Raw genomic sequence first — 22,117 nt, forward strand, 5'->3', positions numbered from 1 at the left:
AGAATATGTCTATGGTCCAACCCAAATCTCAGAAACTGCGCCTCTTCGCGACGCATTTAGGGCTGCTGATTTTTATCGCGGCAATCATGTTCCCGCTGCTGATGGTCATCGCCATCTCCCTGCGTGCCGGTAACTTCGCGACCGGGAGCCTGATCCCGGATGAAATCTCCTGGGAGCACTGGAAGTTAGCGCTGGGCTTCAGCGTTGAACACGCGGATGGCCGCGTCACGCCACCGCCGTTCCCGGTGCTGTTATGGCTGTGGAACTCGGTGAAAATTGCCGGGATTACCGCGATTGGTATTGTCGCACTCTCCACGACCTGTGCTTACGCCTTTGCCCGTATGCGTTTCCCGGGTAAAGCCACGCTGCTGAAAGGGATGCTGATTTTCCAGATGTTCCCGGCGGTACTGTCACTGGTGGCGTTGTATGCCTTGTTTGACCGACTGGGCCAGTATGTGCCGTTTATCGGCCTGAACACCCACGGTGGCGTCATCTTCGCCTATCTTGGCGGTATCGCGCTGCATGTGTGGACCATCAAAGGGTATTTCGAAACCATTGACGGCTCGCTGGAAGAAGCGGCGGCGCTGGATGGCGCGACCCCGTGGCAGGCATTCCGTCTGGTGCTTCTGCCGCTGTCGGTGCCGATCCTGGCGGTGGTCTTTATCCTGTCGTTTATCGCAGCCATCACCGAAGTGCCGGTCGCTTCCCTGTTACTGCGTGATGTCAACAGCTATACGCTGGCCGTCGGTATGCAGCAATACCTCAATCCGCAGAACTATTTGTGGGGCGACTTTGCTGCGGCGGCTGTACTCTCCGCCATCCCTATCACTGTCGTGTTCCTGCTGGCGCAGCGCTGGCTGGTGAATGGCCTGACGGCGGGCGGTGTGAAAGGTTAAGTTTCATTTGTTATGCCACTGCAACCCTCAACTTTAGACGTATTGTATTGACCCAACTTGTGACTGTTGTTAGGCGGCCTCCGGGCCGCCATTTTTTTATTCCCGTTTCAGCCGTTTCGAATTGCACAGCCAGAGCGTGATCACCAGCAGCAGGATCGCCGCCGAATAGATCAGTACGTCGAGCGGGGAGGTATGATCCACGATGATCAGCCGCACAATCGCGGTGATCCCGATGTAAACAAAATAGCGTAGCGGGAAGTGAAAGCCCGACTGGAAATACTTCACAATCAGCGCGATAAATTCAAAGTAGAGAAAGTAAACCACCAGGCCTTCCACCAGCTCATATTTGCTGGTTTGTTCAGGGGCGAACAGCACATCCGCCAGATGCACCGTCTCTTTGCCTAAAAAGACGACCAGTATCAGGCCAAGGCTCAGCAGACCGAGGTTCAGCACGGTCTGGAGGATTGTTGAGATAAACTCAACGCGCGGGCGAGTCAGGGATGTCATAGAGCACCTCATTCTCCAGGGCGAGGTTCCTGTATAACGCAAAAATGTGACGGTGATCTATATTTTTTGTTTATATTATGTTCAGCGCTGTGGCATGTTGCACTGTGACACGCTTATTTCGACGAAGGGATGATGAAATTAACCATTCAACGCGCCACCGTGGATGATGCAAAACAGCTGAGTGAAATGGGGTATGCCAGCTACCGGCATCACTTTGGGCATCTATGGGAAAGCCAGACAGAGCTTGCCGCCTTTCTTGAGCAGGAATACGCGCCGCAGGCGATAGCAGACAGCCTGATGCAGCCGGGCACTTACTGGCTCATTGCCAGCGCACAGACACCCGTCGGTTTCGCAAAATTCTCAACCCAGCAGACCATCGAGCCCGAGGGGCTGTCGGGTACGCTCCTGCATAAACTCTATTTATTGCCGGATGCCACGGGACACCGCTACGGCGAGCAACTCCTTGCGGAAGTGATTCGCCAGGCAAAAGCCTGTTCGGAAAATCTGCTGTGGCTGGAAGTCCTCGAAAAGAACCCTCGCGCACGCCGGTTTTACGAAGCGCAGGGGCTGAAACATGTCAAAGACACCCTCTTCGTCACTGCGGCACAAACCAGCACCCTCCATATTATGTCGATGCCAGTCTAAGGAGATGTATGCCAGAGCAACGCCAGGCGGCTATTCGTCATGTTGTCTGCGGCGAAAACGTCGTCATTTACGAACCCGCGAATCTTTATGAATGTTCGCTGGGCGATAACGTCTTTATCGGCCCGTTTGTTGAAATCCAGGCTAACTCGCACATCGGTGCTGATAGCAAAATTCAGTCCCATACCTTCATCTGCGAGTATGTCACCGTCGGCGAGCGCTGTTTCATTGGCCATGGGGTGATGTTCGCCAACGATATGTTCCGCGACGGTAAACCCAATGCCGACCGGCGCAGCTGGGGACACATTCGCGTGGGCAACGACGTTTCAATCGGCAGCGGGGCCACCATTCTGGCTGTCTCAATTTGCGATGGGGCGGTGATTGGGGCGGGAAGCGTGGTGACAAAGTCCATCACCGAGAAAGGGGTTTACGCCGGGAACCCGGCGAGACTGTTGCGGCGTTTGTAAGGTGCCCGGCAGGCGTAACGCTACCGGGCACTCACGCATCATCTGAAGTTGATGTTCTTATCGCTGGTCATGTCGTACAGCTGGAATTTACGCCCCAGCTGCTGACCACCGTCACGCGTCAGCGGCGTCCAGCCAATTGCCGCACGGCTGCGGGTTGGGCCTGACGAGAACAGATCCAGCGGAATGGAGACGTACACGCCTTTGGTGAAGTCCCCTTCCCCGTACTCGTCCGGCGAGACGTTAGTGATCGTGGCATAGCCACCGACCACCACACCGCTGTCGAAGTGTTTAGAGATATCCAGCGTGCCGCCTTTATCCCCCGCCAGATACTGACCAACGCTGGCTTTCACCAGTACGTCGGGGGCAAACGACGGCGTCCAGTAGGCCGTCAGATGGCCGGTTTTAACGCTGTAGTCGGTGAACTTCATCATGTCCTGCGCGCTGCGCCAGTCACGCTGTTTCACGTAGTTGGCATCAAGACCAAACGCCCAGTTGCTGTCTACCGGACGGTAGAGCACTTCAGCCCCCGCGCCGCCAAACATCGTTTCAAGATAACCGCCGTAAACCTGGCCGTAGAAACCGTTACCAAAGTACTGGAAGTAGTTGGCCTGCAGGTTGTTTACGTAAGCGTCGTTCTGCACATATTCACGTACGCGAGTACGCACGCGCGGCAGCTTCGAGTCGTTCGGCGGGTTGGTATAGTTGAACTTGTCGTAGTTGTTGGCAAGGTTACCGAACAGGCTGCCGGTGGTCAGCAGGTGGTCGGTGACCCACAGATCCGCCGTCGCCATGACGCCCAACTGATACATGTAGAAGTTTTCTGGCCCACCAACAGACTGGTTCAGTACCGGATCGATATGGAAATCAAAGCGCGACTTATCGATATACCAGCCCTGCTCGGTGGTGTCTGGCACCACTGGCTCAACGCGTTTTTGCACCAGCTCGGTTTCATGCCCAAGCGGTTCGCCTTCCAGATGGCGCTTAAGGCTGGCGACATCCGTTTCCGTCGTGACCTGCGGCATGTTCAGACGGTTTTCGGTCACGCGGATCGTGCTGATCCCGTCCGGCAGATCGTTCATGATAATCCGGTTGGCGCGCTCGATCCCTTCCCGCGAGTCGCGGTATTTCACCTGCTCGCCGGTCACGTACAGCGTATCGCCTTTCACCTGAATCTTCGGATCCGCCAGGCCGGCGTTGTATTTCAGCAGGGTCAGTTGGTTCGCCACGACGGAGTGCTGCAGAATGGCATCCTGCGGCTCCGGCTGGTAGGCAGGCCGCGCGTTGTCGTTGTAGTGTGGCCGCATATCGTTAAAGTTGGTACGCAGCGTCACGCCAAACATCACGGTATTGCCACGCTCATAGCTGAGGTTAACGTCAGCCCAGTCAGCCACACGGTAAATGGCACCGACGTTAAATTTGCTCTTCTGCTCAATCTTGCCGGCGAAATCCTGTGAATAATCATTCCCTTCGTATTCCAGCTTCAGGCGCAGCGGCTGCCAGGGCGTCTGGTACTCTACGCCGCCAAACAGCGAGGCCGGGCCGTGGAACATCTGGTCGCCGTTGATGGAGCCCGCTTTCTGATAGCTGTTATCGCGATAGCAATATTTGTCGCTGTAGGAGCAGAACGGGTTTTTCACGTTGCCGCTGGTCCCCAGATACCCCCAGCCGAGACCGAGTGAGAAATCAAACGGTCCCCAGGCTTTGCTGGCCACCACGTATTCCGCATCAAACAGACCGGTACCGCCGATATCCCGTGCGCCAACAGAGACCTGCGGCATCCAGTAACTCTCTTCCCACAGACGCAGCTTCACGTCGAACGCTTTATCTTTGTAGGTCTGATCGCCGGAGAAGGACTCGACGCTGCTGTACCGTTTGGTGCGCACATCAGTGTAGCGCAGCGTGGTTTCGAGCCACGGAAACAGCTGTACAGCGGCGGAGTAGTAGCGATACTGATCGTTATCGCGGTAGTTGAGGCTGATTTCCCCTTCCCGCGCCATGCGCGCGGTAGGCGTTTGCAGTAAACCGACGCCGCCGAAATCTGACTGAGACGGGCCAATGGGTGCCGGATACGTTTCTGCATGGCAGGCGGCACTCACGCACAACGCCAGCATGCTATAGAGATAGGTTCTTTTCATTATTCCGGTATCCGCTGTTTCAGGGAGTGAAGGATATCGGCGTTCAGCCCGTCATATGCCTTCGTCCAGAAATGGTCGGCAAAACCGACAAAAATGACGCTGCCTGGCATCGGTTCGATATGGCGTTTATTCCAGTAGGCTACCGGTGCTTTTTGCGTTTGGCCGTCCGGGTACACCACCCATGCGTAGCTCTTATCAGCACCGCTCAACAGATGTTGTTCATCGAGATAGCTCGCCACATCGCGACCCGGCATAAACGGCTTGTCACCCGGACTGCTGACAAGCCCGAACACGGTAATGGTAGAAGGCTGAACAGGTAGCCAGAGCGTGTACTCGCCTTCCAGTGACGGGTTAGCCGTTTCCGCGACGCGAACGTGGTCCGGATCGAGATTGACCGGCAACCGTCCGGTGACCTTCAGCGCCTTAAGCTGCTGGCGAAGGCTGTTAATGGCCGCCGCGTCGTCACCCTCTTCCTGCTCCGCCAGCCCTGTCAGCCTGGCGAGCAGCGCGTTATGTTGTTGCTCCGCCACCACCGTCGCCTGTCGTTCACTGATGACCGCACCCGGCCACCAGCTGTTCGCCAGCCTTGGCTGGCCGACGAGATCGATCAAGTGTCCGGCGTTGGTCAATGTTTTAGGCTTCGTATTGTCCTGCGTATAGACTTTTACCGTCCCGGCAGACCATGCGAGCGGCGTAGCAAAGCTTGCGATCAGCGCCACGCGAATTAGTGTTTTCATGATTTCGCGGCCTTGATCAGCGTGGTTTTGACCGGGAAGAATCCGGCACCAAGATACTGTAACGACTGGCGTATCTGGCCGTCATCGTCCACCCAGAAGCGGTTATGCCAGGTTGCCTGATCGGTAGTGACCTCTTCATCCAGCACGCGAACCCGGGTTTCGTCGCTGCCCACATTGACGCTGTCCGTGCCATCCCAGCGGAAGGTGGAGCGGGCGGTGGCATAGCGAACCTGCTTGTGTTCGGTCCAGCCCATCGTGCGGGTCCAGCTTGCCCCGTCGGTTATCTGGTTCGGCTTGTTCAGCGGATCGGCGGCGAGATTGTTGACTTCAAGCAGGTTGTCGCCCCCGAGCAGGGTTTTCACGATACGGCTATGCTGCGTTACGATGGTGGCCTGATCCTGCGTCACCCATTTCTGCTGCCCGTTTTCATCGAAAGCGAGCACCACAAACAGCTGTGGGCCATCGTTGAGCTGCATGTACTGACTGGCATAGGGCATGTTCTGAAGTTCGTCATCGGTCAGATGCACGCCCGGCGTACCGAACATGCTTTCCCACAGTGAATGGCCCAGCCCTTTGGTGGTGGCCGAGCATGCCTGCAAAAGCAGACAAATCAGGATGATCCCAGGTCGCTTCACGACTCTTCTCCGCATTATTGCCGGGTGATGCTGCGCTTACCCGGTCTACAGGTCCCGAAGGCTACTGAAAAGCCAGAATAACCACACCGAAGTGTGGTTATGATTAAAACACCCGTTATTACTGGGTGCTGGTGGTCGTGGTGGTCGTGGTTCCGGTATTGGAGCCATCACCGCCACCGGTTGCCGCCAGGGCGACACCCACGGCTGAACTTACGGTGCTGGCGCTGGACGCGGTAGAAATCCCCGCAGACGCAGACGTCGCAGCCGAACCTGCCGCTTCTCCGACCTGAACCGGAGCCGCATTAACAGATGTCGCCGCAAGCGCAGATATGGCGAAAATGCCATACAGTACTTTCTTCATAAGAATTTCCCTTCATTTAATGAATGGAGATTTGCCCAAAAAGAATTTCAGGCGGATTCGAGTATACACAACTAAAGGAGAGGGTTTGCCGTAGGGGTAAATAGAAGAAGGGTTTTCGGACAATTGGATAAAATGGAAACAAAAGGACGATTAGATAATAATATAAATTATATAAATCAATGAAATAGAATTAGATCCCGTGACGGTAATTATCCGTATTTTCCTAAAATAAACCGCAGCAATTAACAGGTTAACGGCTATTTTCAGATTAAACTCACTGCCGGAATTTGAGTTTAATAACAGACATCAGGAATTATCCGATAAAAAAATGCCGGCATTTCGCCGGCACTTTTTCATGACACTTTAATTACGCGCGCCATGCTTTATAACGGTTGATCAAACCATTTGTGGAGCTGTCGTGGCTGTTAATCGCGTTATCGTCACCCAGTTCAGGCAGGATACGGTTTGCCAGCTGTTTACCCAGCTCAACGCCCCACTGATCAAAGGTGAAGATGTTCAGGATAGCGCCCTGAGTGAAGATCTTATGCTCGTACAGGGCAATCAGCGCACCCAGGCTGAACGGCGTAATTTCGCGCAGCAGGATGGAGTTGGTTGGACGGTTGCCTTCGAACACTTTGAACGGCACAACGTGGTCCAGCGTGGCCGGATCTTTACCCTGGTCGCGGTATTCCTGCTCAACCACGTCACGAGACTTACCGAACGCCAGCGCTTCAGTCTGTGCGAAGAAGTTAGACAGCAGCTTCGGATGGTGGTCTGACAGCGGGTTATGGGTAATGGCCGGGGCGATGAAATCGCACGGAACCATTTTGGTGCCCTGGTGGATCAGCTGATAGAACGCATGCTGGCCGTTAGTGCCTGGCTCGCCCCAGATGATTGGGCCAGTCTGGTAATCCACGGCGTTACCGTTACGGTCAACGTATTTACCATTGGATTCCATGTTGCCCTGCTGGAAGTAGGCCGCAAAACGGTGCATGTACTGGTCGTATGGCAGAATCGCTTCGGTTTCAGCCCCGAAGAAGTTGTTGTACCAGATACCAATCAGCGCCAGCAGCACAGGCAGGTTTTTCTCAGGTGCGGTGGTGGAGAAGTGTTTATCCATCGCATGCGCGCCGGAGAGCAGCTCAACAAAGTTGTCGAAGCCGACGGAGAGGACGATCGACAGGCCGATAGCGGACCACAGAGAGTAACGACCCCCCACCCAGTCCCAGAACTCGAACATGTTCGCAGTGTCGATACCGAACTCGCTAACGGCTTTCCCGTTGGTCGACAGCGCGGCGAAGTGTTTCGCCACGTGCTTGTTGTCGCCTGCGGTTTTCAGGAACCAGTCGCGCGCGCTGTGGGCGTTGGTCATGGTTTCCTGAGTGGTGAAGGTTTTAGACGCGACCAGGAACAGGGTCGTTTCTGGATTCACGTTCTTCAGCACCTCGGCGATGTGGGTACCATCGACGTTAGAAACAAAGTGCATGTTGAGGTGGTTTTTGTATGGGCGCAGCGCTTCGGTGACCATGAATGGGCCGAGGTCAGACCCGCCGATACCGATGTTAACGACATCCGTAATCGGTTTGCCGGTGTAGCCTTTCCAGCTTCCGGAGATGATCGCTTCAGAGAAAGCTTTCATCTTTTCCAGCACTGCGTTCACTTCCGGCATCACATCTTTGCCGTCAACGATAATCGGAGTATTGCTACGGTTACGCAGCGCCACGTGCAGCACGGCACGGTCTTCGGTGCGGTTGATCTTCTCACCGGAGAACATGGATTTGATGGCGTCGGCCAGCTCAGTCTCTTTCGCCAGATCCTGCAGCTTCGCCAGCGTTTCTTCGGTAATGCGGTTTTTGGAGAAATCCACCAGCATCAGGTCATCGAAGGTCGCGGAGAACTTATTGAAACGATCGGCATCTTTCGCGAACAGGTCCGCGATGGTGACGTCTTTCATTTCATCATAATGTTTCTGTAGTGCCTGCCAGGCAGCGGTCTGCGTTGGGTTGATGTTTTTCATTAGCAATACTCTTCTGATTTGAGAATTGTGACTGCGGTCGATTGTAGCGCCTGCAAATAAAAATTGTGATGGTTTTTATGCCATTGCCCTGGCCTGCATCAAACACAGGTGAAAAGACCCGAAAAGTATAGCTGCTGAAACGCCCTTCAGGGGCGGCGAAATGTCGGTCAAAAGGCGGTAAAAAGGAGCATAAAATATGGCCCTGTTATAAGTCCTGTTACTGAGGGGTACCCCCCCATAAAAAATCCGCATAATCCCAGCATTGACAGGACCTCCCCCACATTTTATTTATAGGGCCGTATTTTGCGCCTGCACCTGTTCTCGTTTCATTCTTGTGCCAAGGTCGCTTTATTCATTCCCTGACACGAGGTTGTTATGACGAGTTTTGTGGTCGCCAAATTTGGCGGCACCAGTGTGGCCGATTACGATGCCATGAACCGCAGCGCCGATGTGGTGCTGGCCGATCCGAATACCCGCCTGGTGGTGCTTTCCGCCTCTGCTGGCGTGACGAACCTGCTGGTTTCTCTGTCTGAAGGACTGGAAGCAACCGAACGTTTCGTTAAGCTGGACGCACTGCGCAAAATTCAGTTCAACATCCTTGAACGTCTGCAGAATCCGAACGTGATCCGTGAGGAAGTGGAACGCCTGCTGGAAAATATCACTACCCTGGCTGAAGCCGCCTCTCTGGCGACCTCCACCGCGCTGACCGATGAACTGGTCAGCCACGGCGAGCTGATGTCCACGCTGCTGTTCGTGGAGATCCTCCGCGAGCGTAACGTCCATGCTCAATGGTTTGACGTGCGTAAAGTCATGCGCACCAGCGATCGCTTTGGCCGTGCCGAGCCGGATGTTGAAATGCTGGCCGAACTGACCCAGCAGCAACTGGCTCCGCGCCTGGCAGAAGGGATGGTGATCACTCAGGGCTTTATCGGTAGCGAAGCCAAAGGCCGTACAACAACGCTTGGCCGCGGTGGCAGTGACTATACGGCAGCCCTGCTCGGCGAAGCGCTGCATGCCACCCGTGTGGATATCTGGACTGACGTGCCGGGTATTTACACCACCGACCCGCGCGTGGTCTCTGCGGCGAAACGCATTGATGTGATCGCGTTTGAAGAGGCGGCCGAAATGGCCACCTTCGGCGCGAAAGTATTGCACCCGGCGACGCTGTTGCCGGCCGTGCGCAGCGATATCCCGGTCTTCGTTGGCTCCAGTAAGGATCCCAAAGCAGGCGGTACGCTGGTGTGCAAGAAAACCGAAAACCCGCCATTGTTCCGAGCGCTGGCCCTGCGCCGCCGCCAGACGCTGGTGACGCTGCACAGCCACAATATGCTGCATTCTCGCGGTTTCCTGGCGGAAGTGTTTGGCATCCTCGCGCGCCATAATATCTCCGTGGATTTGATCACCACATCCGAAGTGAGCATCGCGCTGACGCTGGACACCACTGGCTCCACGTCAACCGGCGACACCCTGCTGACGCAGTCGTTGCTGATCGAACTCTCTGAGTTGTGCCGCGTGGAAGTGGAAGAAGATCTGGCGCTGGTTGCCATCATCGGCAACAAGCTGTCGCGTGCCTGCGGCGTGGGCAAAGAGGTCTTCGGCGTACTCGACCCGTTCAGCATTCGTATGATTTGCTACGGCGCCTCCAGCTACAACCTCTGCTTCCTGGTGCCAGCCGATCAGGCCGAGCAGGTCGTGCAAAAACTTCATCAGAATTTGTTTGAATAAAATTCGTTAGCACGATAAACAATATCTATAAGCCGGGCACAGACCCGGCTTTTTTATAACTAAACAACACGACAATACTGCAAGGACTATCTATGTTATCCGCCATCACCCGGCTGTTCCCGTTGTGGGCACTGCTGCTTTCCGTACTCGCGTATTACACTCCCACCCACTTTACGGGCATTGGCCCGTGGGTCACGACGCTGCTGATGCTGATTATGCTCGGCATGGGCGTACACCTGAAAATTGACGACTTCAAACGCGTTCTGTCGCGCCCGGCCCCCGTAGCGGCAGGGATTTTCCTGCACTATCTGGTCATGCCGCTTGCGGCCTGGCTGCTGGCCATGGCCTTTAAAATGCCGCCAGATTTATCCGCCGGTATGGTGCTGGTCGGCAGCGTGGCCAGCGGCACGGCATCCAATGTGATGATTTACCTGGCAAAAGGTGATGTGGCGCTCTCGGTGACCATCTCTTCCGTTTCAACGCTGGTGGGCGTGATTGCCACGCCTCTGTTAACGCGTCTGTATGTGGATGCGCAGATTCAGGTAGACGTCATGGGGATGCTGCTCAGTATTCTGCAGATTGTGGTGATCCCGATTGCGCTGGGCCTGGTGATTCACCATCTGTTCCCACGCGTTGTCAAAGCCGTTGAACCGTACCTGCCTGCCTTCTCGATGGTCTGTATTCTGGCTATCATCAGCGCCGTGGTTGCCGGCTCTGCATCGCACATTGCCTCAGTGGGCTTTGTGGTGATCATCGCGGTGGTGTTGCATAACACCCTTGGTCTTTTGGGCGGTTACTGGGGCGGGAAGCTGTTTGGTTTCGACGAATCCACCTGTCGTACGCTGGCAATCGAAGTGGGGATGCAAAACTCGGGGCTGGCCGCAGCACTGGGCAAGATCTACTTCTCGCCGCTGGCAGCCCTGCCGGGTGCGCTGTTCTCCGTCTGGCATAATCTGTCCGGCTCGCTGCTGGCAGGCTACTGGTCAGGCAAACCCATTAATGAGCCCGCGAAAAAAGATGCAGTGAAACAGGGTTAATTTCCTTCGCTTGCTTTACACTGGAGCCTCCCCTTCAGGAGGCTTCAGCAATGGCTACACCACGTTTGACCCAGAAAGACATGACGGAAGCTGAGCAGCGCGAACTAAAAACGCTCCTCGACCGCGCTCGTATCGCCCATGGCCGCACGCTGACTAACGCCGAAACTAATCAGGTTAAAAAAGAGTACATCGATAAATTGATGGCTCAGCGTGAAACTGAGGCGAAACAAGCCCGCAAGCTGAAAAAAGAGCAGGCTTATAAACCCGATAAAGAAGCGACCTTTTCCTGGTCAGCCAATACCTCACCCCGTGGAAGGCGCTAATTAGCGCCCTTTCTTTTTACGCCCCGGCTGGACGAAGCGTTTGCCCGCAGGCTTGCCGCGGCTTTTCTCTTCTGATGGCGGCGCTTTCACCACCGGGCGCTTAATGGCCTGGGTTTTCGGTTTGGCTTTCGTTTTTGGCTTCGCTTCAGACGATGAATTCTCGATGAGCCTGAACAGCTCAATCAGTTCGTCATCCGTTAAATCACGCCACTCGCCCAGTGGAATACCGGACAGACTCACGTTCATAATGCGCGTACGTTCGAGCTTCACCACGTCATAACCGAAGTGCTCGCACATCCGGCGGATCTGACGGTTTAAGCCCTGCACAAGGGTAATGCGGAAAGCAAATGGCGCCTCTTTCTTCACCTTGCACTTCTTCGTGACGGTCCCCAGAATCGGCACACCTGCGCCCATACCGCGGATAAAGTCGTCCGTGACCGGCTTATTGACCGTAACGATGTACTCTTTCTCGTGGTCGTTTCCGGCACGCAGAATTTTATTCACCAGATCGCCGTGGTTGGTCAGGAAAATCAGCCCCTGTGAGTCTTTATCAAGGCGGCCAATCGGGAAGATACGGCTGCTGTGGTTAACGAAATCAACAATGTTGTCCCGCTCGCCGTCTTCCGTGGTACTGACGATGCCAACCGGCTTATTCAACGCGATAAATACCAGGTCTTCCGCATCACGCGGTTCAATGAGCTGACCATTCACTTTGACCACGTCACCGGGGACGACCTGATCACCGATGGTGGCGCGTTTGCCGTTGAGGAACACGTTACCCTGTTCAATGTAACGGTCCGCCTCGCGACGTGAGCAGATCCCGCTCTCGCTAATGTATTTGTTTAATCGTGTTGATTGAGTTGGCAGCATAGTTTCTCCTGTAAAGGCGAAATATACCTTAGGTTTGGGCTGGTAAAAAGATTAGCCGACGGTTACCGGGCATCATGCCCGGCGTAAACCTGCTGGTTTTGTGGTTAACCACCTTATAAAGGCGCTTTCAGAGATTAATATTCATCTCGATCGTCGTCTTCATCCGGCTGCTCCATGACGCTATAAGCGACCGCGCAGAATAACGAGTTGAGACGCTTCATGTCCCCCAGCAACCCCAGGTGCAGGGAGCTGGTTTCAATGCTCTGGACGTTCTGCTGGTGCAGTCGTTCAACGTGGGCGTGCGAGTAGCGCCGGTTGAGGATACGGAAGCGATGTTTGTTACGACGCAAGCGGCGGGCGCTCGGTACGTCGCTGGAGAAGAAGACCAGCATCGCCAGCTTCAGGTTGCTCAGCAACTGCTCGTGCAGCGCCTCCAGCTCCTTCAGGCCTTCAACCGAGAAGGCGCGGCGCGCGGCAAGGGATTTGTCAGCAATTTCACTTCCCATACGCTCAACGATATCCGAGGCCTGTTCGAGGTTAAGCGACATTTCGATGATTTCCGCCCAGCGGCGGGACTCTTCCTCTGCCAGTTCATCCTGCGGAATACGCGCCAGGTAGAGCTTGATGGCGGTATAGAGCACGTTGATATCGTCCGCCAGCCTGCGCAGCTCTTTCTCTTCTCGCGGCTCTCCGTGCATGACCTTTTGCAGCCCTTCAAGCATCGTTTCCATGGCATCGCCCATGCGCAGCGTCTCGCGCGCGGCATTAGCCAGCGCCAGTGCCGGGGTATCCAGCGCGGAGGTGTCCAGATGCTTAGGTTTCAGACGCGCATCCAGCTCCGGTTCATCCCGAATAAGCCGTTCGCAGAAGCGGGCCATGGGTTCAGCAAAAGGCACCATCGCCAGACAACGCACCAGGTTGTAAAACACGTGGAAATAGATTACCAGCTCAGCCTTCGGTAACGGGAGATTGTCCATCAGGTTGGCCAGCGGATAGACAAACGGCAGAATAATCAGGCTGCCCACCAGCTTAAACAGCAGGCTTCCGAGCGCCACGCGCCGGGCAGCAGCGTTTGCGGCGCTGTTATTGAGCATCGCCAGCAGGCCAGAGCCAAGGTTGGCCCCGATCACCAGACACAGCGCGACCGGGAAAGAGATCGCCCCCGCGGCGGTTAACGTCGCCGTCAGCAGCACAGCGGCCAGGCTGGAGTAACTGACGATGGCAAATACCGCGCCGATCAACGCATCCAGCATGATGTCCCCGGTCAGCGAGGCAAAGATGACCTGAACGCCGTTGGCCTCGGTGATGGGGGTCACCGCCTGCACAATCAGCTCCAGCGCCAGCAGGATCAACCCAAGGCCAATCCCCACGCGGCCAAGCTGTCCGGCACGCGTCTGCTTACGGCCAAGGAAGAAGATGACACCGATAAAAATCAGCAGCGGCGACAGCCAGGAGAGATCGAAGGTCAGGATACGCGCCATCAGCGCGGTCCCCACGTCAGCGCCCAGCACAATGACCAGCGCGGGTGCCAGCGCCACCAGATCCTGCGCCACAAACGAGGTCACGAGCAGGGTCGTCGCATTACTGCTCTGCACCAGTGCCGTCACGCCGATGCCCGCGCAGAAGGCGAGCGGCTTCTTCTCAACGCTGCTGCTGAGAACGGTGCGTAAGCGCGCGCCAAAGACGCGCATAACGCCGGTACGGACAATATGCGTGCCCCATACCAGCAGTGCTACTGCGGAAAGCAAGTGTAACAGGGTCAGCACGGAAGGTTCTCCTCCTTATCGTTCTACGTTTTTATGATTCAGTATAAGGGTTTAAACGTAAGAAAGAGACAGGGCGCCCAATGAGCGCCCTGTTTGTTGTAAGGAAAAGTGACGTTAGTCAGCGTCGTAGCCTAAATTGGGTGCCAGCCAGCGTTCAACCTCTGAGACACTCATACCTTTGCGCAGGGCGTAATCTTCAATCTGATCGCGCTGCAGCTGCGCGACGGCGAAGTATTTGCTGTCGGGATGGCTGAAATACCAGCCGGACACCGATGCCCCAGGCCACATGGCGAAAGACTCGGTGAGCTTCATGCCGGTATGGGCTTCTACATCCAGCAATGTCCAGATAGTGCCCTTTTCGGTGTGTTCCGGGCAGGCTGGATAGCCCGGAGCCGGACGAATCCCCTGGTAGTTTTCGCGGATCAGCTCCTCGTTGCTGAGGTTCTCATTGGCCGCGTAGCCCCAGTGCACCTTGCGCACGCGCTCGTGGAGGTACTCTGCGAAGGCTTCCGCCAGACGATCGACAATCGCTTTCACCATGATTTTATTGTAATCATCGTGCTGCGCATCGAACGCTTCCGCCAGCGCATCTTCCTCAAGACCCCCGGTCACGGCAAACGCCCCGATATAATCCGCTTTGCCGGAAAGCTTCGGTGCAACGAAATCGGCCAGGCAGTAGTTAGCAAAGCCCACTTTCTCGGTTTGCTGGCGCAGATGGCGACTTACTGCCAGCACGTGCGTGCGGGTCTCGTCGCGATAAATTTCGATGTCGTCGCCCACACGGTTCGCCGGGAACAGGCCCACCACGCCGCGCGGGTTGAGGCTTTTTTGCGCACTCAACTGATCAAGCATTTCGTTGGCGTCGTTGAACAGGCGTTTGGCTTCTTCCCCGACCACCTCATCTTCAAGGATGCGGGGATATTTGCCCGCCAGTGACCAGGTCATGAAGAACGGTGTCCAGTCGATGTAGTTACGCAGCGTCTCGATGCTGGCAGTGACGTCCTGAACGCCCAGACGATGCGCTACGGGGGGTGTATAGCTGGCCCAGTCAAACGCCAGATCGTTATCGCGTGCGGCCTGGAGTGTCACCGGCGGCGTCCGCGGTTTCTTACGGCCATGCTGAATACGCACGGTCTCGTACTCTTTGCGGGTACGCTCGACAAAATCATCGCGCTGGGTGGCAGACAACAATGCCGACACGACGCCCACGGTACGCGAGGCGTTTTGCACATAAACCGTCGGGCCACTGTAGTTCTGCTCGATTTTCACCGCCGTGTGCGCTTTGGACGTTGTCGCCCCGCCAATCAGCAGTGGAATGGTAAAGCCCTGACGCTCCATCTCTTTCGCCACGTTGACCATCTCGTCCAGCGACGGGGTAATCAGCCCGGAAAGTCCAATCAGGTCAGCATTCACTTCGCGCGCGGTTTTGAGGATTTTATCCGCCGGCACCATCACGCCAAGATCGATAATCTCGTAGTTATTACACTGCAGTACGACGCCCACAATGTTCTTACCGATGTCATGCACGTCGCCCTTCACGGTGGCGATCACCATTTTACCGTTGCTGGAGCCTTTCTCTTTGCTGGCTTCGATAAAGGGTTCGAGATAGGCCACCGCCTGCTTCATGACGCGTGCGGATTTCACCACCTGCGGCAGGAACATTTTGCCTTCGCCAAACAGATCGCCGACCACGTTCATGCCGTCCATCAGCGGCCCTTCGATCACTTCAATCGGGCGCGTCGATTGCTGCCGTGCTTCTTCGGTGTCCTGTTCAATAAACTCGGTAATTCCCTTAACGAGTGAGTATTCCAGACGTTTTTTCACGTCCCAGGCACGCCACTCCGCCTGCTGAATGTTTACCGATGCATCGGATTTACTGCCGCGGTATTTCTCGGCCAGATCCAGCATGCGCTCGGTGGCATCATCACGCCGGTTGAGGATCACGTCTTCTACGGCGTCGCGCAGTTCCGCCGGCAGGTCGTCGTAAATGGCCAGCTGTCCGGCGTTAACGATCCCCATGTCCATACCGTTACGGATAGCGTAATAGAGGAACACGGCGTGGATAGCTTCACGCACCGGATCGTTACCGCGGAAGGAGAATGACACGTTCGATACGCCGCCGGAGATCAGCGCATGCGGCAGCTCGCGTTTGATGTCTTCACACGCGCCGATAAAGTCCTGCGCGTAGTTATTGTGCTCTTCAATACCGGTGGCAACCGCGAAAATGTTCGGGTCGAAGATGATGTCTTCCGGCGGGAAGCCCACCTCTTCGGTCAGAATTTTGTATGCGCGGCGGCAAATCTCGATTTTGCGCGCACGGGTATCGGCCTGGCCTATTTCATCGAAGGCCATCACCACCACGGCGGCACCATAACGGCGCACCATCTTCGCGTGGTGGATAAAGGTATCAATGCCTTCTTTCATCGAGATGGAGTTAACAATGCCTTTACCCTGAATACACTTCAGCCCTTTCTCGATGACTTCCCACTTAGAGGAGTCAATCATGATCGGCACCCGGGCAATGTCCGGCTCACCGGCAATCAGGTTGAGGAAGCGCACCATCGCCGCTTCGGCGTCGAGCATCCCCTCATCCATATTGATGTCGATGATCTGGGCGCCGCTCTCAACCTGCTGGCGGGCCACGTCCAGCGCTTCACTGTACTTCTCTTCTTTAATCAGCCGTTTGAATTTCGCCGAACCGGTCACATTAGTCCGCTCCCCGACGTTCACAAACAGGCTGTCGTCACCGATGGTCAACGGCTCAAGGCCGGCCAAACGGCAGGCAACCGGCAGCGTAGGCAGTTGACGCGGCGGCAGACCCGCCACCGCATTGCTCATCGCGGCAATATGCTCTGGCGTGGTACCGCAGCAACCACCGACGATATTCAGAAAACCGGATTCGGCCCACTCGCGGATTTGCGCCGCCATGGTGTCTGCATCCAGATCGTATTCACCAAAGGCGTTCGGCAGGCCGGCGTTCGGGTGTGCGGTGACATAGCATTCAGCGATGCGCGAAAGTTCCTGCACATACTGGCGCAGCTCATCGGGACCCAGCGCGCAGTTCAGGCCGAAAGAGAGCGCTTCAGCGTGACGCAGGGAGTTGTAAAAAGCTTCTGTGGTCTGGCCGGAGAGGGTACGACCAGAGGCGTCGGTGATGGTACCGGAAATCATGATCGGCAGGTCGACGCCCAGCGCCTCGAACTCCTCTTTCACCGCGTAAATCGCGGCTTTGGCATTGAGGGTATCGAATACCGTTTCAATCAGGATCAGATCGGAACCGCCTTCCACCAGCGCTTTGGTCGATTCACGATACGCCGCCACCAGCTGATCAAAGCTGATGTTACGAAAGGCCGGGTCGTTCACATCGGGTGAAATCGACGCGGTGCGGTTGGTCGGGCCAAGCACCCCGGCCACGTAGCGCGGTTTGTCCGGCGTACGGGCTGTCCATTCATCAGCGCAGGCGCGGGCCAGCTTTGCCGCGGCAAGGTTTATCTCCGCCGACAGGGATTCCATCTGGTAATCCGCCATGGCGATGGTTGTCGAGTTAAAGGTGTTGGTTTCGACGATATCCGCACCCGCCTCGAAATACGCGTTGTGGATCGCCGAAATGACCTGTGGTTTGCTGAGCACCAGAAGGTCGTTGTTACCTTTGAGGTCGCATGGCCAGTCGGCGAAACGCTCGCCACGGAAATCGTCTTCACTCAGACGATAGCTCTGGATCATGGTACCCATGCCGCCGTCCAGCACCAGAATTCGTTTATTTAACTGCGCACGCAGTTGCTCTACTTTGCTGCTCACACTTGCTCCCGACAACGCTCAACCAGGCCAAAAGGCCAGCAGTCCATACTGGCACAATCTCGCAGGGTGTAAAAGTCACACAGCGGTAACATGAGACATGTTCACTATCACTCATCCGATCAGTCAGGATAACGGTTGCAAAATCACCAAATAAAACGAAAATGATTTCCACGATACAGAAAAAGGAGTTCGTCATGGTCACGACCGTTCCCGCTAAACGCGGCAGAAAACCTGCTGCCACCACCGCCGCCTCTCAGGGCGGACAGGTTCAATCGCTCACGCGCGGTTTGAAGCTGCTGGAATGGATAGCCGAGTCGCACAGCAGCGTGGCCCTGACAGAGCTGGCACAGCAGGCTGGCCTGCCGAACTCAACGACCCATCGACTGTTGACCACGATGCAGCAGCTGGGCTTTGTGCGCCAGGTGGGCGAGCTGGGACACTGGGCGGTGGGCGCACATGCGTTTATCGTCGGCAGCAGCTTCCTGCAGAGCCGCAACCTGCTGGCGATTGTGCACCCTATTCTGCGCAAGCTGATGGAAGATTCCGGCGAGACGGTAAACCTGGCCGTGCTCGACCAGAGCGACCATCAGGCCATTATCATCGATCAGGTACAGTGCACGCAGCTAATGCGTATGTCGGCACCGATTGGCGGCAAGCTGCCGATGCATGCCTCCGGGGCGGGGAAAGCGTTTCTGTCGCAGCTCAGCGAAGAGCAGGTCACCGGGCTGCTGCACCGGAAAGGGCTGCACGCCTACACCCACGCCACGCTGGTCTCACCGGTACATCTGAAAGAAGATCTGGCCCTGACCCGCAAGCGCGGCTATTCGTTTGATGACGAGGAGCATGCGTTAGGCCTGCGCTGCATTGCGGCCTGCATCTTTGACGAGCACCGCGAGCCGTTTGCCGCCATTTCGATCTCCGGACCGATTTCCCGTATGACCGATGACCGCGTCACGGAGTTAGGTGCGCTGGTGATTAAGGCGGCGAAAGAGGTCACGCTGGCATATGGCGGGATTCGATAACATCGGGTGCACCTGAATCCCTCTCCCGTCGGGAGAGGGGGCATTACACCGCATATCGGATGCAAAACCGTTGTTTGCGGCGATAGGCATACACATCTTCCACATGCCCATTCCTGATGCGCGTCTGCAGACCCCGCCAGTAGCTGGCACGAAACAGGTCATCATGCATCTCTTCAAACAGTGGCCGGATGCGCGGGTCAGCGCACAGCCAGTGACGAAACTCCTCAGGAAAGACATCTCCCGGTGAGATGCTGTACCACGGCTCGCCGGACAGTTCATCTTCCGGATAGCGGGGCTGCGGTATATCGCGAAAATTCACCTCAGTCATATAGCAAATTTCATCGTAATCGTAGAACACCACCCGCCCGTGACGGGTGACCCCGAAGTTTTTAAACAGCATGTCGCCCGGGAAGATATTCGCGGCGGCAAGCTGACGGATAGCGTTGCCGTATTCTTCAATGGCATCACGCAGTGCCTGACCTTCGGACTGCTCCAGCCAGATATTGAGTGGGATCATGCGGCGTTCGATATAGAGATGGCTGATGGCAATTTTGTCGCCCAGATCGGTGATTTTCGCCGGCGCTTCCTGCAGTAATAACGCCATTAATGCCGGATCGATCTGCTGCTTATCCAGCACAAAGTTCTCGAACTCCTGGGTGTCCGCCATTCGCCCGACGCGATCGTGCTCTTTAACCAGCTGGTAGCAGGCGCGGACGTGAGCAGCGGTCATCTCCTTCTGCGGCGCGAACGTATCTTTGATGACCTTAAACACCCGATCAAAACCCGGCAGGGTAAAGACCAGCATCACCATGCCGCGAATACCGGGGGCTTCGATAAATTGCTCATCTGCCGTGGTGACATAGCGCAGATATTCCCGATAGCTTTCCGTCTTGGCGTGCTTCTGACAGCCAATGGCCATGTACAGCTCGGCGGTGGTTTTCCCCGGGAGGATCTCGCGCAACCACTCCACCAGAGCAGCAGGCAGCGGGGCATACACCATAAAGTAGGAGCGGGCGAAACCAAAGACAATGCTGGCCTCGGCGCTGGTCGTCAGGCAGGTATCAACAAACAGTTCACCGTCATCGGTACGATGGATGGGTAACAGAAACGGCACAATGGCCGACGGTGTCATCAGTTTACCGACCAGCCAGGCGGCCTTATTACGGTAAAAAAGCTCATTGGCAACCTGCAAATGGCTTTGCCCGAGCACCTCTTCGCCGAAGGTCTCCTTGAGATGCGCAGAGATATAGCCGATATCACGGGTTTTATTCTCCCAGGGCAAACGCAGCGGCAAATCCGTTAATACGCGATGCAGGAGTTTTTCCCAGCCACGATCGGGAAAGAAATCCTTCGCCAGCGGACGCGGAATAGTGCGAAAGCGGCGTTCCGGCTGAGAGCTAAAGATAAATAACCGCTCAGGAGATAATGAGCGGTGGTCAAATAACCGGCAATAGACGGAGTTGAAAAAGCTCTCCGCAATCTCGAAGCGCGGGTAATCAGGTAACAGATGGGTGTAATGCTCCTTCACGCGCAGTAAAAACTCCGCGTCAGGGATTTTGCCGTCGGTAATGCAGCGCAACTGCTCCACCACCAGACCCACATGGTGGTCGTAAAGGTGGATTCGCTGCTTCATGGCCTGCTGAACCGCATGCCAGTCGGCGTGCTCAAAACGCTGCTGCGCGCCGGATGTGACTTCCAGGAAACGTCCGTACTGGGCATCGAAGCCCTGCAGAATAGTTTGGGCAATCAGTAATTCCAGACCACGCGACATTGTTCATGCTCCCTCACCCCGGCCCCCTCCCGACGGGAGAGGGAGTATGTTCACAGGCCCGGTAGCGTGCTACCGGGCGTTACACGGCTCAGAACTGGGCTTCTTCCGTCGATCCCGTTAAGGCGGTGACGGAGGAGGTGCCCCCCTGGATGATAGTGGTCACGTTATCGAAGTAACCGGTCCCGACCTCCTGCTGATGCGAAACGAAGGTATAGCCCTCTTTACCGGCAGCAAATTCCGGCTGCTGCACCTTCTCAACGTAATGTTTCATGCCTTCACCCTGCGCGTAGGCATGCGCGAGGTCGAACATGTTGAACCACATGCTGTGAATGCCAGCCAGCGTGATGAACTGATATTTGTAGCCCATGTCGGACAGCTGCTGCTGGAAGCTGGCGATGGTTTTATCGTCCAGTTTCTTCTGCCAGTTGAAGGACGGCGAGCAGTTATAGGCCAGCAGTTTGCCCGGATATTTGGCGTGGATAGCATCGGCAAAGCGTTTTGCCAGCGCCAGGTCCGGCGTGGAGGTTTCGCACCAGACCAGGTCCGCATACGGTGCATATGCCAGCCCACGGCTGATCGCCTGTTCAATGCCAGCATGGGTACGATAAAACCCTTCGCTGGTGCGTTCACCGGTAATGAACTCGCTGTCGTAAGGATCGCAGTCAGAGGTGATCAGGTCAGCCGCATCCGCATCGGTACGGGCAATCACCAGCGTAGGTACGCCGAGCACGTCAGCCGCCAGACGCGCCGCAACCAGCTTCTGAATCGCTTCCTGGGTTGGGACAAGGACTTTCCCGCCCATGTGTCCGCATTTCTTCACTGACGCGAGCTGGTCTTCGAAGTGAACGGCCGCTGCACCGGCCTCAATCATCGATTTCATCAGCTCAAAGGCGTTCAGCACGCCGCCGAATCCCGCTTCCGCATCCGCGACGATTGGCAGAAAATAGTCAATAAAACGCGGATCGTTTGGCTCAATGCCTGCCGCCCACTGGATCTGATCCGCACGGCGGAAGGTGTTGTTGATCCGATCCACCACGGTTGGTACCGAGTTTGCCGGATAGAGCGACTGATCCGGATACATGCTGGAGGCCAGGTTGGCGTCCGCCGCAACCTGCCAGCCGGAAAGATAGATGGCTTCGATGCCGGCTTTCGCCTGCTGCAGGGCCTGGCCGCCAGTCAGCGCGCCGAGGCTATTGATGTAACCTTTTTTGGCACCGCCGTGCAGCAGATCCCACATTTTCGCCGCGCCGCGCTGCGCCAGGGTACATTCCGGATTGACCGAGCCACGCAATTTCACCACCTCTTCCGCGCTATACGGGCGGCGGATGCCTTCCCAGCGAGGTTGGGTCCACTCTTTCTTCAATTCTTCGATTTGTTGGGTACGGGTTTTCATGTGCAGATGCTCCAT

18 protein-coding genes are annotated in these 22,117 nt (G+C 56.0%); 7 read left to right on the forward strand and 11 right to left on the reverse strand.

Annotation, left to right across the window (positions count from 1 at the left end; genetic code table 11):
* Positions 1–5 precede the first annotated feature (5 nt).
* Positions 6–896: a maltose ABC transporter permease MalG gene (malG, locus tag F8561_RS01830; RefSeq protein ID WP_014168193.1), complete on the forward strand. Its 891-nt coding sequence runs from the start codon at positions 6–8 to the stop codon at positions 894–896.
* A 96-nt stretch (positions 897–992) separates the two neighbouring features.
* On the opposite strand, the gene psiE is transcribed toward malG, so the two are convergent.
* Positions 993–1,403: a phosphate-starvation-inducible protein PsiE gene (gene psiE, locus F8561_RS01835; protein WP_020882851.1), complete on the reverse strand. Its 411-nt coding sequence runs from the start codon at positions 1,401–1,403 to the stop codon at positions 993–995.
* A 129-nt stretch (positions 1,404–1,532) separates the two neighbouring features.
* Here psiE and F8561_RS01840 point away from each other — a divergent pair, with 129 nt between their 5' ends.
* Both F8561_RS01840 and F8561_RS01845 read left to right on the forward strand, forming a co-directional pair.
* Positions 1,533–2,048 carry a GNAT family N-acetyltransferase gene (locus F8561_RS01840; protein ID WP_063925897.1) on the forward strand — a complete coding sequence of 172 codons (516 nt, stop codon included), beginning with the start codon at positions 1,533–1,535 and terminating at the stop codon, positions 2,046–2,048.
* An 8-nt stretch (positions 2,049–2,056) separates the two neighbouring features.
* A complete protein-coding gene (locus F8561_RS01845) occupies positions 2,057–2,512 on the forward strand; it encodes an acyltransferase (protein WP_020882853.1) in 456 nt (151 codons plus the stop codon).
* Between the two features lie 38 nt (positions 2,513–2,550).
* Here the strand turns inward: F8561_RS01845 and F8561_RS01850 are convergent, their stop codons facing one another.
* From F8561_RS01850 to pgi, 5 genes are all read right to left on the reverse strand, one after another.
* The gene (locus F8561_RS01850; protein WP_014168189.1) at positions 2,551–4,647 is read right to left on the reverse strand and encodes a YjbH domain-containing protein; all 2,097 of its coding nucleotides are present in this window, start codon (positions 4,645–4,647) and stop codon (positions 2,551–2,553) included.
* A complete protein-coding gene (locus F8561_RS01855; protein ID WP_047954910.1) occupies positions 4,647–5,384 on the reverse strand; it encodes a capsule biosynthesis GfcC D2 domain-containing protein in 738 nt (245 codons plus the stop codon). The genes F8561_RS01850 and F8561_RS01855 overlap by 1 nt, the downstream gene beginning before the upstream one ends.
* A complete protein-coding gene (locus F8561_RS01860; RefSeq protein ID WP_025206403.1) occupies positions 5,381–6,019 on the reverse strand; it encodes a YjbF family lipoprotein in 639 nt (212 codons plus the stop codon). The genes F8561_RS01855 and F8561_RS01860 overlap by 4 nt, the downstream gene beginning before the upstream one ends.
* 118 nt (positions 6,020–6,137) lie before the next feature.
* On the reverse strand, positions 6,138–6,380 hold the full coding sequence (gene yjbE, locus F8561_RS01865; protein WP_014168186.1) for an exopolysaccharide production protein YjbE: 243 nt from the start codon (positions 6,378–6,380) through the stop codon (positions 6,138–6,140).
* Between the two features lie 367 nt (positions 6,381–6,747).
* A complete protein-coding gene (gene pgi / locus F8561_RS01870) occupies positions 6,748–8,397 on the reverse strand; it encodes a glucose-6-phosphate isomerase (RefSeq protein ID WP_151887084.1) in 1,650 nt (549 codons plus the stop codon).
* A 375-nt stretch (positions 8,398–8,772) separates the two neighbouring features.
* Between pgi and lysC the strand changes: the two genes are divergently transcribed.
* The 3 genes from lysC to F8561_RS01885 all read left to right on the forward strand — a co-directional run bounded on the left by lysC (position 8,773) and on the right by F8561_RS01885 (position 11,482).
* Entirely contained in the window at positions 8,773–10,122 is a 1,350-nt protein-coding gene (gene lysC, locus F8561_RS01875) for a lysine-sensitive aspartokinase 3 (protein ID WP_014168184.1), read from the forward strand.
* A gap of 92 nt (positions 10,123–10,214) precedes the next feature.
* On the forward strand, positions 10,215–11,159 hold the full coding sequence (gene panS, locus F8561_RS01880; RefSeq protein WP_014168183.1) for a ketopantoate/pantoate/pantothenate transporter PanS: 945 nt from the start codon (positions 10,215–10,217) through the stop codon (positions 11,157–11,159).
* Positions 11,160–11,209: 50 nt separating this feature from the next.
* Complete coding sequence (locus tag F8561_RS01885) at positions 11,210–11,482, forward strand: DUF3811 domain-containing protein (RefSeq protein WP_014168182.1); 273 nt, start codon at positions 11,210–11,212, stop codon at positions 11,480–11,482.
* On the opposite strand, the gene rluF is transcribed toward F8561_RS01885, so the two are convergent.
* The 3 genes from rluF to metH all read right to left on the reverse strand — a co-directional run bounded on the left by rluF (position 11,483) and on the right by metH (position 17,916).
* Entirely contained in the window at positions 11,483–12,352 is an 870-nt protein-coding gene (rluF, locus tag F8561_RS01890; RefSeq protein WP_025206405.1) for a 23S rRNA pseudouridine(2604) synthase RluF, read from the reverse strand.
* Between the two features lie 134 nt (positions 12,353–12,486).
* On the reverse strand, positions 12,487–14,118 hold the full coding sequence (locus F8561_RS01895) for a Na/Pi cotransporter family protein (RefSeq protein WP_020882860.1): 1,632 nt from the start codon (positions 14,116–14,118) through the stop codon (positions 12,487–12,489).
* A gap of 114 nt (positions 14,119–14,232) precedes the next feature.
* Positions 14,233–17,916: a methionine synthase gene (gene metH, locus F8561_RS01900; protein ID WP_151887085.1), complete on the reverse strand. Its 3,684-nt coding sequence runs from the start codon at positions 17,914–17,916 to the stop codon at positions 14,233–14,235.
* A gap of 194 nt (positions 17,917–18,110) precedes the next feature.
* Here metH and iclR point away from each other — a divergent pair, with 194 nt between their 5' ends.
* A complete protein-coding gene (iclR, locus tag F8561_RS01905) occupies positions 18,111–18,938 on the forward strand; it encodes a glyoxylate bypass operon transcriptional repressor IclR (protein ID WP_020882862.1) in 828 nt (275 codons plus the stop codon).
* A 43-nt stretch (positions 18,939–18,981) separates the two neighbouring features.
* Here the strand turns inward: iclR and aceK are convergent, their stop codons facing one another.
* Together aceK and aceA are read right to left on the reverse strand one after the other, a co-directional pair.
* Positions 18,982–20,709: a bifunctional isocitrate dehydrogenase kinase/phosphatase gene (gene aceK / locus F8561_RS01910; RefSeq protein WP_032681928.1), complete on the reverse strand. Its 1,728-nt coding sequence runs from the start codon at positions 20,707–20,709 to the stop codon at positions 18,982–18,984.
* A gap of 88 nt (positions 20,710–20,797) precedes the next feature.
* On the reverse strand, positions 20,798–22,102 hold the full coding sequence (aceA, locus tag F8561_RS01915) for an isocitrate lyase (protein WP_020882864.1): 1,305 nt from the start codon (positions 22,100–22,102) through the stop codon (positions 20,798–20,800).
* Positions 22,103–22,117: the final 15 nt, after the last annotated feature.

Source organism: Enterobacter sp. 198, from assembly GCF_009025585.1.
GTDB lineage: Bacteria > Pseudomonadota > Gammaproteobacteria > Enterobacterales > Enterobacteriaceae > Enterobacter > Enterobacter ludwigii.

What these genes read in the sequence shown, in the direction of transcription:
- malG (WP_014168193.1), top strand. Translation starts at nt 6, where the DNA reads ATGTCTATGGTCCAACCCAAATCTCAGAAACTGCGCCTCTTCGCGACG.
- psiE (WP_020882851.1), bottom strand. Translation starts at nt 1,403, where the DNA reads ATGACATCCCTGACTCGCCCGCGCGTTGAGTTTATCTCAACAATCCTC.
- F8561_RS01840 (WP_063925897.1), top strand. Translation starts at nt 1,533, where the DNA reads ATGATGAAATTAACCATTCAACGCGCCACCGTGGATGATGCAAAACAG.
- F8561_RS01845 (WP_020882853.1), top strand. Translation starts at nt 2,057, where the DNA reads ATGCCAGAGCAACGCCAGGCGGCTATTCGTCATGTTGTCTGCGGCGAA.
- F8561_RS01850 (WP_014168189.1), bottom strand. Translation starts at nt 4,647, where the DNA reads ATGAAAAGAACCTATCTCTATAGCATGCTGGCGTTGTGCGTGAGTGCC.
- F8561_RS01855 (WP_047954910.1), bottom strand. Translation starts at nt 5,384, where the DNA reads ATGAAAACACTAATTCGCGTGGCGCTGATCGCAAGCTTTGCTACGCCG.
- yjbE (WP_014168186.1), bottom strand. Translation starts at nt 6,380, where the DNA reads ATGAAGAAAGTACTGTATGGCATTTTCGCCATATCTGCGCTTGCGGCG.
- pgi (WP_151887084.1), bottom strand. Translation starts at nt 8,397, where the DNA reads ATGAAAAACATCAACCCAACGCAGACCGCTGCCTGGCAGGCACTACAG.
- lysC (WP_014168184.1), top strand. Translation starts at nt 8,773, where the DNA reads ATGACGAGTTTTGTGGTCGCCAAATTTGGCGGCACCAGTGTGGCCGAT.
- panS (WP_014168183.1), top strand. Translation starts at nt 10,215, where the DNA reads ATGTTATCCGCCATCACCCGGCTGTTCCCGTTGTGGGCACTGCTGCTT.
- F8561_RS01885 (WP_014168182.1), top strand. Translation starts at nt 11,210, where the DNA reads ATGGCTACACCACGTTTGACCCAGAAAGACATGACGGAAGCTGAGCAG.
- rluF (WP_025206405.1), bottom strand. Translation starts at nt 12,352, where the DNA reads ATGCTGCCAACTCAATCAACACGATTAAACAAATACATTAGCGAGAGC.
- iclR (WP_020882862.1), top strand. Translation starts at nt 18,111, where the DNA reads ATGGTCACGACCGTTCCCGCTAAACGCGGCAGAAAACCTGCTGCCACC.
- aceK (WP_032681928.1), bottom strand. Translation starts at nt 20,709, where the DNA reads ATGTCGCGTGGTCTGGAATTACTGATTGCCCAAACTATTCTGCAGGGC.
- aceA (WP_020882864.1), bottom strand. Translation starts at nt 22,102, where the DNA reads ATGAAAACCCGTACCCAACAAATCGAAGAATTGAAGAAAGAGTGGACC.